Here is a 14,327-nt window from a genome sequence, read left to right on the forward strand (position 1 = left end):
ACGTGTCCCTACACAGCGATCTTCTCGCACATCCCAATTGGCGGCCGAGTCGTCGTGGGGTGCCGGGCGGCCAATCTCGGTGAGCCACGGACTGCGGACCTGCGAAAGCCATACCCGACACCCCTGGGTGATCCGACCCTACGAATGGCCGGGCTCAACCCGAGATAAAAGGTAGGGACCTGCGACGAGGAGCGTCCCGAGCTGGTGGTGCATGTCGCCACCACCAGCTCCACCGTGCAGGACATCGAAATGACCGACACCATCCACGACGAGCTCGCCGAGCGGCAGCTGCTGCCCGCCGAGCATGTCGTCGATTCCCGCTACCGCGGCCTGGTCCGCACCCACGTCCAACACGTCCTCACCGCGATGGCCTGCAACATCGCCCGCGTCGCCGACTGAATCGACACCGCACCCAGAACACGACGCCGGGCCACGCACTTCCGCACTCTGTACTCACCCACCGGATGACCTACCCAACATCACCAGCAGAGTCCTGGCATTGCTCCTAGCCCCGGCACGGAGGCTACTTGTCAGCGCGGTAAAGCTGGATGTCCTTGTGCACGAAGAGATGGTCCGTTTTGCGCGGATCTATACGTGGGTGCGGTTACGAGTCGCCGGGTAGCAATACCAACGCGCAGTCAGGCGCTATAGCCACGTCCTTCAACCGGGCCACACCGCCGCCCCGCGAAAAGGCACCCAGCATTCCCGTCATGGCAGCCGTGCATGGTCCGGTATGGCGCGTAGGCGAGCCAGGCGCCGCCTGCACCCCGCGCCTGGTGATCGCACGAGACGGGCTCATCGCTGCGATGTCACCTCCGCAAGGAGCATGTGCGGTCACGGCGCCCTGCCCGTGGTCAGGCGCGGGCGAGCAGCGGCGTACTGCTTCGGTGAACAGCACGAAGGACTCGGCGGAACCCAGGTCGATGCCCAACGCCACGCGCTCTCGGGCCAGTTCGCCGCAGGGCATCAACGCGTCGACGGGGTCCTGTCCCTGCTGACTGGTCATGTCGACGAGCACCGCGGCCACGAAGATCACCGTCCCCCCGATAGCGCCGGCCCGCATGGGCCGGCGCGAGACGAGTCCCCAGTCAGGTCTCCATCACGGCATGGCAGTCGGGGCAGACCACAGATGCGTACTCCTCGGGGTACCACGGCGTCTCAGGGGCCTCGGAGGGTTTCCAGCCGCTCGCCTCCATGGCGAAGGTGTCTTTGCCGCAGAGGGTTCGCGGTCCAGTCACGGCGGGCGCCCCCGGGGCGGTGGGCGCCGCGTGCACCCGGCGGACGGCCGGTTCCTCACCACGCGGTACGCGCGTGGCCGCCGCGTTGTCGCGCTCGTACACGACGACGATCTCGCCCATGCCTCCACGATAGGCGGCCGCCGCCCTGATCCGACCGCAGCAGTCGGCCGGGAGGTTACCGAGGCCCGTCTGCCGGTTCGAGCCGGGCCACCTCGAATTCCATGCGGACGTCGTCGGCCAGCCGCAGCGCCCCCAGGAACGCGGTGTACGGCTTGATTCCCCAGGTGGACTGCGTGACGATCGCCCAGCCGCGCAACAGCCCGTCCCCGTTCCCCTGCCCGTGCACCGTCACCGGGTGGGTCCGGCCCTTGATGGTGAGGTCCCCGGTGATCTCGAAGGACTGCGGCGTTCCCGTGACCCAGGTGGAACGGAAGGTGATCGTTGGGTGTTCCGCGGTGTGCAGCAAAGCCTTGCCAGCCAGGGTCCGTTCGATCTCAGCCCGGTCGGCATCGGTCAGCGCCTTCAGCCCACCCGTTCCCTCGCGGACCCTCAAGGAGCCCGTCTCGATCGTCACACTCACCGACGACCTGTCCGGGTCGTCGACGACCACCACCGCCTCCCCGGACCATCGGACGCCCTCGATCGTGAGGTCGTGCCCCGCCCTGCGGCCGAGCCCGGCACGGCCTGTCTTGATCAGGAGGCGGGCGGTCGAGGGCCCGAGCCGGTACGTTCCGTCTGCCAGTGCCACGGCTCGAGGGTAGGGGACGAGTTCAGCCTGGCCGTCGAGGCTCCCTGATCGGCGTGTCCCCCGTCCTGCACCCTCTCCTCGTCCGTGAACCGATATAAGCGTCAGGGCCGCTGCGCCACGGGGAAGTCAGGCTTGGCCGGGCAGGCGGGGACACCGCACCGCGCTCGCGTCGCTGCGCACGGGCCGTGGCTACGGCCTGCGCGCCACGCTGCGCGGCGGCGTCTACACCAGCAACGACCCTTGGCACGGCGCGGACGACACGCGTGCCGGCGTGTGCTCAGCCGGCGGATTTTCGTGCGGGTGTCCGCTGCGGTGAGCCGCGACGGACCAGGCGCTGATGGCGCCTGGTATCAGGCTTGGGTGGCGGACGGTGGACAGTGCGGGTTCGTCGTCCGGCCGATACGGGCGCACCGTCGACCCGTTCTCGGGGCTGGGCGAAAAGACCATCCTGTCCGTCCGCACGTGCACGCTCCTACCCGCTACCTCTCAGAGTCCTCGGTTCCCCCTCCTGTCACGGGCAACCCTGGCTGCGGCGCCGTTGGGGCGCGGCCGGCCAGGCTGCGGATGGCGGAATTGGCCTGCTGGGCTGCGGTCAGCAGCGAGCGCACCTGGTCGATGACCGGCTGTTGGAGGGGGGAGCGTCAGGTGGCCGACCCCGGGCACGAGCACGTTGCGTGCTTTGAGGTCGGGATGGTCGATGCGGCCCCTGGTGGCGGGGATGGCAGCCTCGTCCAGGTCGCTGCAGAAGGCCACGAACCGGGTGCGGCATCCCGGTGCCGGTTCGGCGAGTTCGGTCAGCAGCCCACTTCCCGGCCGTAGCTGCCGCAGGAGCGGATGGGGCGGGGCCAGCAGCGCCGTCGCGGTTCCACCGTGCGGCGTCGCCAGCGTGATCACGAGCGGCACAGCGCGTCCCCACCGAGCCGCTGCACGTAGTAACGAGCGATCAGTCCGCCCAGGCTGTACCCGATCAGCACGACGATCCGCACTCCTGCGCGGGCACACGCCACTCCACCTGGTCGCCCAGAGCGCGGGCCGCCTTGCGGAAGTCCGGGCTGAACGCGCTGTAGCTGACCGGGGTGATGAGACCGACGCCGCAGTCGCCCAGCCTTCGCTGCAGCGGCGAGACGATCGACGCTCCGTCGGCCAGCCCGTGCACCAACAGCGCCGGCATGCCCGCGTCGTTCGGCGGCGGTTCGTCCCAGCCCATTGACCGCCGGGGCAGGGCACGACCCAAGCGCCCGGTCAGCTGCCCGACGCCTCGGCAGCGATGCCGAGCGGGAACCGCACCAGGCGCACAGCGGCCGTCCCAGCCTCGACACCCACGCCGCGCACCGGTGACAGCCCTGGCACCGACAGATGCGGGCCGAAAGGAATACCCATGGCGATTGGCCTTACCTAGACGCGCCCTCTTCATCCTTTATATGGGCTATAGGAACAACGTTGCAGGTTCCGACCCAATTCCCCCATCACCGCATCGGGCTCCCTGCAGTTCACGCTGACTGCTCCAGTTCGCTGTGCCCCTTCGACGCTGGGGCTGCCACAGGTCAAGGTGATCCCTGGCGGCCACGGCCTCCGGGGACCCGGAGCGGCGGCTGTCCAGCAACGGCAGCACCCTGTACCGGGGCGGGCTGGCCGTAGACGTGATCACGACCCCCCGGCGTCAGACCCGTGACCATCAGCCGCTTCGAGCCGTGCAGGCGGCCCGATCGGACACTGATCCCCGCGGGGCCCACCACCGGGCTGGCATGCCGGTCGACTGCGGCACTGTGGAGGTGAGCGCGGGCCGCCAGCGCGGGGTCGGCGGACCCTCTGGACAAGCAGTCCGTGGGCGGTAGATTTCTCATAGAGGAGGTTATGCACCTTATTTTCCAAGCATGCTGGTTGCTGACAGTGTGACAGCAATGCCCCAATGCCCCTTCCTGAACCGCCAGCGATGGAAGGAGGTGAGCGCATGAGCAACACCGAACCGGAGCCTCCCGAGGTGAAGGAGGGCGAGACTGCCGCTGAAGGGGCGGAGCAGCCTCCGACCGAAGCGGCGGAGGAACCGGCTCCCGAGACCCCCGCAGCCGAGGAGGGCGAGACCCCCGCTGAAGAGGCGGAGCAGCCTCCGACCGAAGCGGCGGAGGAACCGGCTCCCGAGACCCCCGCAGCCGAGGAGGGCGAGACCCCCGCTGAAGAGGCGGAGCAACCTCCGACCGAAGCACCGTGACCCGCATCTCCGCAAGAAACAGGTGACACAGCCCAAGGACCGTCGCCCCATTGGCGCACGCCGGGGCGACGGTCACCGGACCTGCCGGAAAGCTTGAAGGTGACCCTCTCCGGACAACGGAGTGGCAGGCCAAAGACGACTGCCAGGGACATCATGCACTGGGGGGCGCAGTGGGTGCCCGCATCCGAGACACTGGATCGGGCGGCCCAGTTGATGCGCGAGCACGGCGGGCGACGCGCTGGCGGGCGGCGCCCGCCGAAGCTGAGGCATCCGGGGGGGACGGCCCTCGGGGAGCCACCCGAAGCCCTCGGGGCTCACCCTCGGGCCGCCTCCTTCTCGTGGCGGAGCTTCATCCACACCTTGTTGACCGCCCACAGCACGATCCCGATCCCGATCAGCACCCCCGCCCGGATGTACACATCCGCCGCCCGCTCCGACAACGGACTCGCCAGGATGATCGCCGTGATCGCCCCGAGCACCGGCAGGATCGTCGGCGTACGGAAGTGCTCGTGCGCGACGCTGTCCTTGCGCAGCACCAGCACGGCCACGTTGACCACCGCGAAGACGCACAGCAGCAGGAACGCCGTGGTGTCGCCGAGCCCCTCGATCTCGCCCGTCGACACCAGGCCGATCGCCAGCAGCGTGACGAAGATGATCCCGGTGATGGGCGTGCGCTGGCGGCGCAGCACGCGGCCCATGCCCTTCGGCAGGACCTTCTCGTTCGCCAGCCCGTAGCAGAGCCGCGACGCCATCATAATGTTGATCAGCGCCGAGTTGGTGACCGCGAAGAGCGCGATGGCTGCGAAGAGCTTCGGCGGGAAGGAAACCCCGCCGGCCTTGACGACCTCCAGCAGCGGCCCGCTGGACTGCTCCAGCGTCTGGTACGGGACGAGCAGCGACGAGACGAGCGCTACCAGTACATAGATCGTGCCGGTGACGGCGACGCCGGTGAAGATCGCGCGGGGGAAGGTGCGGACCGGGTCCTTCGTCTCCTCCGCCATGTTGACGGAGTCCTCGAAGCCGACGAAGGCGAAGAAGCCCAGGGCGGTGGCGCCCAGCACGCTCGTCAACAGCGCGTACCCCGTGCCCTCCGCCTGGAATTCGCCCAGCCGGGACGGCTCTCCGCCGCCCGTCAGCACCGCCCACGTGCCGATCGCGAGGATGATCAGCAGGCCGGTCAGCTCGACGAGGGTGAGCACCACATTGGTCTTCACCGACTCCGACACACCGCGCAGCGCCAGCGAGGCGAGGGCGAGGATGAAGACGATCGCGATCAGGGTCGGCGGGATCGCGGTGGTGAACTCCTGGAAGTAGTCCCCGCTGAACGCGCGGGCGGCCGCGCTCGCGGACGACAAGCCCGAGCACATCACCATGAAGGCGATGATGAAGGTCAGGAAGGGGACCTTGAACGCCCTCTGCGTGTAGAGCGCTGCGCCAGCCGCCTTCGGGTACTTGCCGACGAGTTCGACGTACGACGCCGCCGTCAGTAGCGCGACGACGAAGCCGATCACGAACGGCAGCCACAGTGCGCCGCCGACCTTTCCCGCGACCTTGCCGGTCGTGGCGTAGATGCCGGTGCCCAGGATGTCGCCGACCACGAAGAGGATCAGCAGCTTCGGGCCGATGGCCCGTTTGAGCGACGGCTGGTGGTCCGGTGCGCCCCCGGACGTCGATGTGGGTGGCGTGGATGTGGCCATGTGACACCTCTGCCCGGTCGGCCCGACGGGATGCGTACGCTCGTACGGTTCAGCCGTACGGCCGGACAGGACCTAATACCGCATCAGGCAACGTTCGCCCTGTTCACGACCTCGCGAAGGCGTTCGTCGGCGGCGTGCTTGTTCCGCCAGATGATGTAGCGGCGGATCATGTTTGCCTGCTGCTTGTGGCTGGTGTGGTCAGTACCGTCGAGAGCAAAGTAGCGCAGGGCGGTGAACTGGGCCTCGATCCGGTTGAGCCAGGAACTGTTGGTCGGAGTGTGGGCGATCTCCACGTTGTTCGCCGCCGCCCACGTCCCGACCCGCTGGCAGCGCCTCGTGGTCAGGTGCGGAGAGTAGATGTCACAGACGAACGGCTGCGTGAGCAGATCACCCAGCTCAGCGAGCAACTCGCCGCCACCGAACGGCCCTTGGAGCGGTTCGAGATCACCCGCGAGACCATCCTGGAACTGGACGCCGAGGACGGTCTCCCGCCACCCGAACCGCTTCCGCCCGGCTACCACGAGATCCTGGCCGCCATCGAGCAGGCCGCGGACGCGCTCCGCGCCAAGGACGTGTGCAAGGCGCTGGGCACCGGCACCGAACCGCGGCACACCGAGGGCATGCGCGCCAAGCTGAAACACTTGGTCAACAGAGGCATCCTCACCGAGCCCGAGCCAGGTCTGTTCACCCCGCCCCGGCCGACACCACACCCCCCAGCCTGTGCGTGCCGATAACCCATGTCACCCGCTGAGCTGCAGCTATCGTCACAATGTGATCACATCGGCGGCCTCCACGGCCGCCTCGGTGCACGCTCGGATCCTGTGGCGACACGTCTGCTCTACCGGTTCTGCTGTCTGCTCCTGGGCTGGCTGCGGCTGTTGGCCCGCTCCTCCGCGGCGAAAGACGTTGAAATCCTGGTGCTGCGTCATCAGCTGAGCGTCCTGGAACGCGGCAGGCCGAAGCCCACCTTCACCCTCGACGATCGGGCGGTGACCGCAGCCCTGGTCCGGCTGCTGAGCAAACGCCAGCGCATCAGCCTGAAACTTCTGGTCACCCCGCGCACGGTCCTGCGCTGGCACGCCAGACTGGTGAAGCGGAAATGGACCTATCCACATCGAGGGCCGGGACGACCGCAAAAGTCCGCTGCCGTGCGGACTCTGGTCCTGCGCCTGGCGCGGGAGAACGACGGGTGGGCTATCGGCGGATCCACGGTGAACTGCTCAACCTGGGCTGGAAGACCGCCGCCTCGACGGTGTGGAAAATCTTGCAGCAGGCAGGGATCGATCCAGCGCCTCAGCGCGCCGGCCGCTCCTGGGCGAAGTTCCTCAAGGCCCAGGCCACGGGCATCGTTGCGGTCGACGTCTTCCATGTCGACACGGTTTTCCTGCGGCGCCTGTTCGTCCTGTTCCTCATCGAGCACGACTCCCGCCGCGTCCACGTCGCCGGCGTCACCCGACACGTCACCGCCTCGTGGGTCACCCAGTGCGCCCGGAACCTCCTCATGAGCTGGGACGACGCTCACGCCGAAGGCATCAGATTCCTCATCCGGGACAACGCAGGCTACTTCACCGAGGCCTTCGACGCGGTCTTCACCGCCATCGGCGCCCGCGTGGTGCCCATCCCGCCGGGCGAGCCCCGGATGAACGCGGTCACCGAGCGCTGGGCCAGCTCCTGCAGGCATGAGGCCACCGACCGCATCCTAATCACAGGCGAACGACATCTACGCCTGGTCGTCGACGAGTTCACCGAACACTACAACGCCCATCGACCCCACCGATCACTCAGACAACGATCTCCGGACCGCCTCCACACGCCCGCACGACCCGCCGCAGACGAACAGACCCACGTCCTCCGGCGTGACCGACTCGGAGGGCTCATCCACGAATACACGCAGGTCGCGTAGGGATGACAAGGGTTGTCGGCACCCACAGGCCGGACGCGAGCTCAACCGGGGACGGCTGCGCGAACGCACGCTGCGCACCAAGCTGCAGAAGAAGAACACCCCGTCCGCCAAGCGCCGGCTGAAGAAGCGCAGGCGCAAGGAGACACGGCGGGCACGGGACATCAACCACAAGATCGCGAAGCATGTGGTGGCCGAGGCAGAACGCACCGGTCGCGGAATCGCCCTGGAAGACCTCACGGGCGTCCGCGAACGGGTACGGCTTCGCAAGCCCCAACGGGCCACCCACTCCAACTGGTCGTTCGCCCAGCTGGGAAGCTTCATCGCGTACAAGGCCCGCAGGGCGGGAGTGCCGGTGGTGTACGTCGATCCGGCGTACACCTCGCGCACCTGCGCCGAGTGCGGCCACATCGACCGGGCGAACCGGGTCTCGCAGGCCTGGTTCGCATGCCGGTCCTGCGGCGTCGTTGCGCACGCGGACCGGAACGGCTCCCGCAACATCCGCGCTCGCGCGGAAGAGTTGTGGCGACGCGGGGCGCAGTCAACCGCCCCAGACCCGCCCCCGAAACCGGGGCGCGGGACAGGACGCAAGCGCAGCACCACAACCAGTGGCGCCCGCTGTGCAAGCCCGTCGCTTTAGCGACGGGTCGTTGACTGAAGATCTCGGGCCGTTCCTCCCGGACGACCCCCATGGCGCAGGTCGGACAACCGTCAGCGAGTCGGCGGAGGCGGATCGACGGGATCCGTTGGCGGGTGCGCACGGGTGCTCCGTGGCGGGATCTGCCGGCGGAGTACGGACCGTGGCAGACCACGGCATGACACGCAAGAGCCAGGTCGCCGCACGAGCACGGTGCACCATTGCGCTGATCGGTGAAGACGACTGAAGGCAGCCTGTTCCGTACCCTTACGGCATGCGCATGCGCCCCACCTTGAGCTGGACCCCTGCCGAGGACCTGCCGCCGGGCACCACGGATCTGGAGCCGGTCGTCGATGCGCTGAACGCCGGCGGTGTGCTGGTGCTCAGCGGGGCGGGCATCTCCACGGAGTCGGGCATCCCCGACTACCGGGGCGAGGGCGGGAGCCTCAGCCGGCACACCCCGATGACCTACCAGGACTTCACCGCCGGCGCCCAGGCCCGGCGCCGGTACTGGGCGCGCAGCCACCTCGGCTGGCGCACCTTCGGCCGCGCCCGCCCCAACGCCGGGCACCGGGCCGTGACCGCGTTCGGGCAGCACGGCCTGCTCTCGGGTGTGATCACTCAGAACGTCGATGGCCTGCACCAGGCCGCCGGCAGCGAGGGGATCGTGGAACTCCACGGCAGCCTGGACCGGGTCGTCTGCCTTTCCTGTGGTGCCTTCAGCCCGCGTCGCGAACTCGCCCGGCGGCTGGAGGACGCCAACGTGGGCTTCGAGCCGGTGGCCGCCGGAATCAACCCGGACGGTGACGCCGACCTCACCGACGAGCAGGTCGGGGACTTCCGCGTGGTGCCCTGCACGATGTGCGGCGGCATTCTCAAACCGGACGTGGTGTTCTTCGGCGAGAACGTTCCGCCGCGGCGGGTCGAGCACTGCCGCGAACTGGTCGCCGAGGCAACCTCACTACTGGTCCTGGGTTCCTCACTGACGGTGATGTCCGGGCTCCGGTTCGTCCGTCAGGCGGCCCAGGCCGGGAAGCCGGTACTGATCGTCAACCGGGACTCGACCCGCGGCGACCGGCACGCCGTCACCCGCGTCGCGCTCCCACTCGGAACGGCCCTGACCACCGTGGCCGACCGGCTGGGTCTCTCCGTCGACAGCCCGGCAGCGGCCGGGGCCTGAGACCGACCCGCGCCACGGTGCCATGACGCACCGCCCGCCCAACCCGGAGCGCCGACCCGCGAACGCCAACCCGGACGGTAACCGTCGGGCGCGGGTGCCTACCGGGCGAAAGCGACCCGCCCCATCGAGGTGCCGGGCACTCAACAGCTCCGGCGTACTTCGAGTCGATGACGCCCGGCGGCCGTGAATCTCCGGTCGGCCGGGGCACGCCCACAGCCAATAGCACCCGCTCCTGCTGCCAGGGCGACTTCCTCAGCGTCAATACTCGATGGCGTCACGCGGCGCGCAAACGGCACGCACCACCGGAAAGAGACGGCGTCGCACCGATGGCACATCGGCTTCTGCCTGCCCACGGGTTGTGCCGGAGGTCTGGTCCTGTGGCAGATGGTGACGGTGTGGACGCCGACACGGCTACGGCGCCAGACTCGCCCCAACCCCTTTGTGAGGAACCAGGGTTCAGGGCGGAGGCGCAATGCTGAGACGCACGGTTCGACTGATTCTCACAGTTGTCATGACCATGGCCGCTATGACCGGCGGTGTGCTGGCCACGGCCGGTCCGGCCCAGGCCGACGAGTGCTACACCTGGAACCGCACCCTGTCGGAGGGCATGTCCGGCTCCGACGTGACCGAGCTGCAGATCCGCGTGGCCGGGCATGTCGACTACGGCGAGATCCTCACCATCGACGGCAACTTCGGCCCGCGGACCAAGGCCGCGGTCACCAAGTTCCAGCAGGCGTACGGTCTGTCAGCGGACGGCATCGCGGGGTCCCAGACGTTCAACAAGATCTACGCGCTCCAGGACCCGGACTGCACACCGATCCACTTCACCTACGCCGAGCTGAACAAGTGCAACTCCACCTGGTCCGGCGGCGCGGTCAGTGCGGCGACGGCCAAGTCCAACGCCCTGCGCACGATGTGGAAGCTGGAGGCCATGCGGCGCGCCATGGGCGACACGCCGCTCGTCGTGACCAGCGGGTTCCGCTCGTACTCCTGCAACAGCGCGGTGGGCGGCGCCTCGAACAGCCGGCACTTGTACGGTGACGCCGCCGATCTGGTCGGCAACCCGTCGTTCTGCCAGCTCGCCCAGCGGGCCCGCTACCACGGCTTCGGCGGCATCTTCGGCCCGGGCTACCCCGGCCACGACGACCACACCCACGTGGACGGACGCACCAGCCGCTCCTGGTCCGCGCCCAGTTGCGGCATCTGATCGGCGAATCCGACGCACACCGCGTGTCCCGGCACGGAGCAGGCCTTCCGCTCCGGGACACGCACCGCTCCCCTCGAAAAGATCGCAAACGCGACCTACCGGCTCACCCCCGATTGCCTACCACCTCAGCTGCCCACCGACAGCCGACGCCCTTGACTCGTCCGCGGCGTTACTGACTTCGGCTCGTCAGGGTGAACGGTCTCGAAGCCCCTGAAATACCCGGTGCGTTGGCTGTAACTCGTGCGGTGTGAGGTATGCGGATGGCGGCGGGCTGACTGCTGCGGGACGGCGGCGCCGGGAGACGGTGCGGATGCAGGCGGCCGAACTGTTCGAGCAGGACATGAAGCCACTGGAGGTGGCACGGCGCCTGCGGGTGAGCCGGAAGTCGGCCTACCTGTGGCGCCAGCTATGGTGTGACGGCGGTGCTCAGGCTCTGGCCTCACGCGGTGCGAGTGGCTCGCGGTGCCGTCTGTCCCCGCGTTGCCTGGAGGAGCTGGCCGCGTATCTGGAGCAGGGGCCGGCTGCACATGGCTGGGTAGAGGACCAGGTGTGGACCGCTGCGAGGGTGGCCACGCTGATCGGCAGGAAGTTCCACGTCTCCTACAGCGTCTCGGGTGCCACGAGGCTGAGGCACCGGCTCGGCTTCAGCCCGCAGGTGCCCGCGCGGCGGGTGGCCGAGCGGGACGAGCAGGCCGTGACCGCGTGGAAGGAGGCGACCTGGGCGGAGGTAAAAGGGCCCGGGCAGCCTGCGGGGGATACATCTGCTTCGAGGACGAGGCGGGCTTCACCCGAAAGCCGCCCCGAGGACGTACCTGGGGCCGACGCGGCCGTACCCCGGTCGTGACGGTCAGCGGCCGACGCTCGGGACGGCTGTCGGTGGTGGGGCTGATCGCGATACGGCCTGGCTCCCGGACCCGGCTGTGCCACCGCCTGCGCACTCACCCCTCGGGCAAGAGCGGGCGCCGCAGCATGGGCGAGCGGACTTCATCGCCCTGATCGACGGCGCCCATCAGCTCGTCTAGGCGCCGATCGTGCTGCTCTGGGACCGCCTGAAACACCCACGTCTCCCGCGCTATGCGTGAGTTGATCGCTGAGCGTGCATGGCTGACGGTGTTCCTGCTGCCCGCCTACTCACCCGACCTCAACCGCGTCGAGCGGGTATGGGCCCACGTCAAACGCAGCCTGGCCAACCTCGCCGTGGTCGCCCTCGACCGACTCGAAGCCCTCGTGCGCAACCGGCTCAAACGCCTTCAGTACCGACCCGGCACTCTCGACGGCTTCATAGCAGGCACCGCGCTGGCCCTCAACGATCCACCGTCATCCTGAGCAGCCGAAGTCAGTGAACACCAGGCTCAGCCCTGGCGAGTGTGCCCGCGATGAGGGTTGTCAGCATCTCCTGCAGGGTGGTGGTGAAGTCCATGCGCAGGGCGGCGAGTGAGGGATCGGCTTCGTAGGCGGTGAGCATGGCGGCGGACGGCCGGGCATGGGTCCATACCGCGCCGCTGACCATGACGGCCTGGGCGCAGAGCTGGTCGGCGTGGCTGCCGAGTTCGGGCAGGTGTCGGCGGGCGAGTTCGGCCAGAGCGGAGACGTTGTCGAGGGCTGCTCGTTTGTAGCGGGCGGCCACGTCCGCGGAGACGTTGTGTTCCAGGACGCCCGCCTGGGCGCTGAGCAGGTCGCACAGTACCCGGTGCTGCTCGAGGGAGTGTGCCAGGACGGCGGCGAACTGCTGACCGCGCTGGATCGGCGGTGCGCCGGGGGTGACCGAGGCGGTGAGCTGTTCGGGAAGGGCGGCGGTCCACTGCCGCCAGTCGCGGTCCAGCAGTTCCAGCAGGACGGCTTCGCGTGACTCGAAGTAGCGCAGCACGTTGGACTTCGCCAGGCCCACGCGCCGGCTCAGTTCGTTCAGGCTGAGTGCGCCCACGGACATCTCGTCGAGCATCGCCGCCGCGGTGTCGAGGATCGCCCGCCGCCGGATCTCGCGCTGTTCCTCGCTGCGCGCTCGCTGGAAGGTCGTCATGCCCCCATCTTACAGACTACCGGTCTTTTGACATCGGACCGGCGGTCTCTTAATCTGGAGCGCAAGAGACCGGCGGTCTCCTAAACCAGAACCGTCGGCTGTGCTCACTTGCATGTGAAAGAGGTCCATCGTCATGAGCGTTTCCAGCGTCGCCCTGGTCACCGGAGCCACCACCGGCATCGGCAAGGAGACCAGCCTTGCTCTGGCCCGCGCGGGCCACGCCGTCGTCGTCTCCGGCCGACGCAGGGAAGCGGGCGAAGCCGTCGCCCGCGAGATCCGCGACAACGGCGGGGAAGCCGTTTTCGTCGCCGTCGACGTCGACTCCGAAGAATCCGTCGCCGCCCTGGTCTCAACCACCGTCGAGCGCTTCGGCCGGCTCGATGTCGCGGTCAACAACGCCGGGGTCTCCCTCGACGCCGGCCGCATGGCCGACGAGCCCACCAGCCGCTTCCAGAAGATGCTCACCACGAACGTGCTCGGCGTCTTCTGGAGCATGAAGTACCAGATCCAGCAGATGCTGGCCCAGGACACCCCCGGCGGCTCCATCGTCAACCTGGCCTCGATCGCGGGCCTGGGCGGCATACGCTACGCGGCCAACTACTCCGCCACGAAGCACGCCGTGGTCGGCCTGACCAAGTCCGCCGCGCTGGAGTACGCCACCGACGGCATTCGCATCAACGCCGTCGCCCCCGCCGCGATCAAGACCGACATCCTCAACGCCGCCATCGAGGCCGGCACGTGGGACGAGGCCAGCATCGCCGCTCTCCAGCCGGTCAACCGGATGGGCCGCCCCACCGAAGTCGCCGAAGCCATCACCTGGCTCGCCTCACCGGCCGCGTCCTTCGTGACCGGAACCATCCTCAACGTCGACGGCGGCTACAAGGCCCAGTAAAGCCCTCCGGCGACGCAGGCCCGAAAGCCGTCCTGATAAGCGCCTGTGTCATGCGGGTTCTGCCCGAGCGGTATGCGTATGCCCAGCGGCAAGAAGAGGAACTGCGGCAGATGCTTGGCGATGTCAGCATTTTGCGTGACCGCCGCGGCGGTGGCAGTCGGCCTCTGCCCCTGAACCGTCTTCGTGAGCACTGGGCATGATCGATAGGAACGGCGCTCCAGGCGATTGCCCTGGGCGCCGTTCTGCGGCTGGACTCGGTCTGGCTCAGTTTGCGAGCGGGGTGAGGAGGCCGCCACCGGGCCATAGGTCTTCTTTCGCCACAAGGGTGGCGAGGAAGGCGTCGACCTGGTCCAGCACGGCGGCTCGCTACCGTCTCCCGGCGCCGCCGTCCCGCAGCGGTCAGCCCGCCGCCATCCGCATACCTCACACCGCACGAGATACAGCCACCGCACCGGGTATTTCAGGGGCTTCGAGACCATTCACCCTGACGAGCCGAAGTCAGTAAGAGCGACCGGCAGTAGGCATCACTTCAGCCGCCGAGTGGTGGGGCGGGTGTCCCAGCGGTAGCGGCTGCGGGCGCGCTGGAGCAGGACACGCAG

14 protein-coding genes and 5 pseudogenes are annotated in these 14,327 nt (G+C 68.5%); 12 read left to right on the plus strand and 7 right to left on the minus strand.

The window, feature by feature from the left end; all coding sequences use genetic code 11:
* Positions 1 to 204: 204 nt before the first annotated feature.
* On the plus strand, positions 205 to 399 hold the full coding sequence (locus tag ACFV7R_RS45420) for a hypothetical protein (RefSeq protein ID WP_385276222.1): 195 nt from the start codon (positions 205 to 207) through the stop codon (positions 397 to 399).
* A 205-nt stretch (positions 400 to 604) separates the two neighbouring features.
* Here ACFV7R_RS45420 and ACFV7R_RS45425 read toward each other — a convergent pair whose 3' ends face one another.
* The 4 genes from ACFV7R_RS45425 to ACFV7R_RS45440 all read right to left on the minus strand — a co-directional run bounded on the left by ACFV7R_RS45425 (position 605) and on the right by ACFV7R_RS45440 (position 3,157).
* On the minus strand, positions 605 to 1,036 hold the full coding sequence (locus tag ACFV7R_RS45425; RefSeq protein WP_385276225.1) for a hypothetical protein: 432 nt from the start codon (positions 1,034 to 1,036) through the stop codon (positions 605 to 607).
* A gap of 52 nt (positions 1,037 to 1,088) precedes the next feature.
* Positions 1,089 to 1,358: a hypothetical protein gene (locus ACFV7R_RS45430; RefSeq protein ID WP_385276228.1), complete on the minus strand. Its 270-nt coding sequence runs from the start codon at positions 1,356 to 1,358 to the stop codon at positions 1,089 to 1,091.
* A gap of 55 nt (positions 1,359 to 1,413) precedes the next feature.
* Positions 1,414 to 1,986 carry a YceI family protein gene (locus ACFV7R_RS45435; RefSeq protein ID WP_385276231.1) on the minus strand — a complete coding sequence of 191 codons (573 nt, stop codon included), beginning with the start codon at positions 1,984 to 1,986 and terminating at the stop codon, positions 1,414 to 1,416.
* Positions 1,987 to 2,953: 967 nt separating this feature from the next.
* Positions 2,954 to 3,157, minus strand: a complete 204-nt coding sequence (locus tag ACFV7R_RS45440; RefSeq protein WP_385276234.1) for a hypothetical protein — start codon at positions 3,155 to 3,157, stop codon at positions 2,954 to 2,956.
* A gap of 780 nt (positions 3,158 to 3,937) precedes the next feature.
* On the opposite strand from ACFV7R_RS45440, the gene ACFV7R_RS45445 reads away from it, so the two are divergent.
* Together ACFV7R_RS45445 and ACFV7R_RS45450 are read left to right on the plus strand one after the other, a co-directional pair.
* Positions 3,938 to 4,195 (plus strand): hypothetical protein, encoded by a 258-nt coding sequence (locus ACFV7R_RS45445; RefSeq protein WP_385276237.1) that lies wholly within the window; start codon positions 3,938 to 3,940, stop codon positions 4,193 to 4,195.
* A 153-nt stretch (positions 4,196 to 4,348) separates the two neighbouring features.
* Positions 4,349 to 4,420, plus strand: a pseudogene (locus ACFV7R_RS45450) (CBS domain-containing protein); the annotation flags it as partial.
* Positions 4,421 to 4,509: 89 nt separating this feature from the next.
* Here the strand turns inward: ACFV7R_RS45450 and ACFV7R_RS45455 are convergent.
* Both ACFV7R_RS45455 and ACFV7R_RS45460 read right to left on the minus strand, forming a co-directional pair.
* Positions 4,510 to 5,892 carry an APC family permease gene (locus ACFV7R_RS45455; protein ID WP_385276240.1) on the minus strand — a complete coding sequence of 461 codons (1,383 nt, stop codon included), beginning with the start codon at positions 5,890 to 5,892 and terminating at the stop codon, positions 4,510 to 4,512.
* A gap of 83 nt (positions 5,893 to 5,975) precedes the next feature.
* Positions 5,976 to 6,260: pseudogene (locus ACFV7R_RS45460) on the minus strand (hypothetical protein); the annotation flags it as partial.
* On the opposite strand from ACFV7R_RS45460, the gene ACFV7R_RS45465 reads away from it, so the two are divergent.
* The 8 genes and pseudogenes from ACFV7R_RS45465 to ACFV7R_RS45500 all read left to right on the plus strand — a co-directional run bounded on the left by ACFV7R_RS45465 (position 6,237) and on the right by ACFV7R_RS45500 (position 12,142).
* On the plus strand, positions 6,237 to 6,626 hold the full coding sequence (locus tag ACFV7R_RS45465; RefSeq protein WP_385276243.1) for a hypothetical protein: 390 nt from the start codon (positions 6,237 to 6,239) through the stop codon (positions 6,624 to 6,626). The pseudogene ACFV7R_RS45460 and the gene ACFV7R_RS45465 sit on opposite strands and share 24 nt — an antisense overlap.
* Before the next feature lie 365 nt (positions 6,627 to 6,991).
* Positions 6,992 to 7,795 (plus strand): integrase core domain-containing protein, encoded by an 804-nt coding sequence (locus ACFV7R_RS45470; protein WP_385276246.1) that lies wholly within the window; start codon positions 6,992 to 6,994, stop codon positions 7,793 to 7,795.
* Positions 7,796 to 7,823: 28 nt separating this feature from the next.
* Positions 7,824 to 8,432: pseudogene (locus ACFV7R_RS45475) on the plus strand (RNA-guided endonuclease InsQ/TnpB family protein); the annotation flags it as partial.
* 62 nt (positions 8,433 to 8,494) lie between these two features.
* Positions 8,495 to 8,602 (plus strand): annotated as a pseudogene (locus ACFV7R_RS45480) (transposase); the annotation flags it as partial.
* 101 nt (positions 8,603 to 8,703) lie between these two features.
* Positions 8,704 to 9,609: an NAD-dependent protein deacetylase gene (locus tag ACFV7R_RS45485; protein WP_385276248.1), complete on the plus strand. Its 906-nt coding sequence runs from the start codon at positions 8,704 to 8,706 to the stop codon at positions 9,607 to 9,609.
* 472 nt (positions 9,610 to 10,081) lie between these two features.
* Positions 10,082 to 10,816: a D-Ala-D-Ala carboxypeptidase family metallohydrolase gene (locus ACFV7R_RS45490; RefSeq protein WP_385276251.1), complete on the plus strand. Its 735-nt coding sequence runs from the start codon at positions 10,082 to 10,084 to the stop codon at positions 10,814 to 10,816.
* A gap of 304 nt (positions 10,817 to 11,120) precedes the next feature.
* On the plus strand, positions 11,121 to 11,660 hold the full coding sequence (locus tag ACFV7R_RS45495) for a winged helix-turn-helix domain-containing protein (protein ID WP_385276259.1): 540 nt from the start codon (positions 11,121 to 11,123) through the stop codon (positions 11,658 to 11,660).
* Positions 11,657 to 12,142: pseudogene (locus tag ACFV7R_RS45500) on the plus strand (transposase). Before ACFV7R_RS45495 ends, ACFV7R_RS45500 begins: the two are co-directional and overlap by 4 nt.
* A 10-nt stretch (positions 12,143 to 12,152) precedes the next feature.
* Here ACFV7R_RS45500 and ACFV7R_RS45505 read toward each other — a convergent pair.
* The gene (locus tag ACFV7R_RS45505) at positions 12,153 to 12,836 is read right to left on the minus strand and encodes a TetR family transcriptional regulator (RefSeq protein WP_385276253.1); all 684 of its coding nucleotides are present in this window, start codon (positions 12,834 to 12,836) and stop codon (positions 12,153 to 12,155) included.
* 133 nt (positions 12,837 to 12,969) lie between these two features.
* On the opposite strand from ACFV7R_RS45505, the gene ACFV7R_RS45510 reads away from it, so the two are divergent.
* Entirely contained in the window at positions 12,970 to 13,728 is a 759-nt protein-coding gene (locus tag ACFV7R_RS45510; RefSeq protein ID WP_385276256.1) for a glucose 1-dehydrogenase, read from the plus strand.
* Positions 13,729 to 14,327 lie beyond the last annotated feature (599 nt).

Origin of the sequence: Streptomyces sp. NPDC059866 (assembly GCF_042731325.1) — a bacterium.
GTDB lineage: Bacteria > Actinomycetota > Actinomycetes > Streptomycetales > Streptomycetaceae > Streptomyces > Streptomyces flavusporus.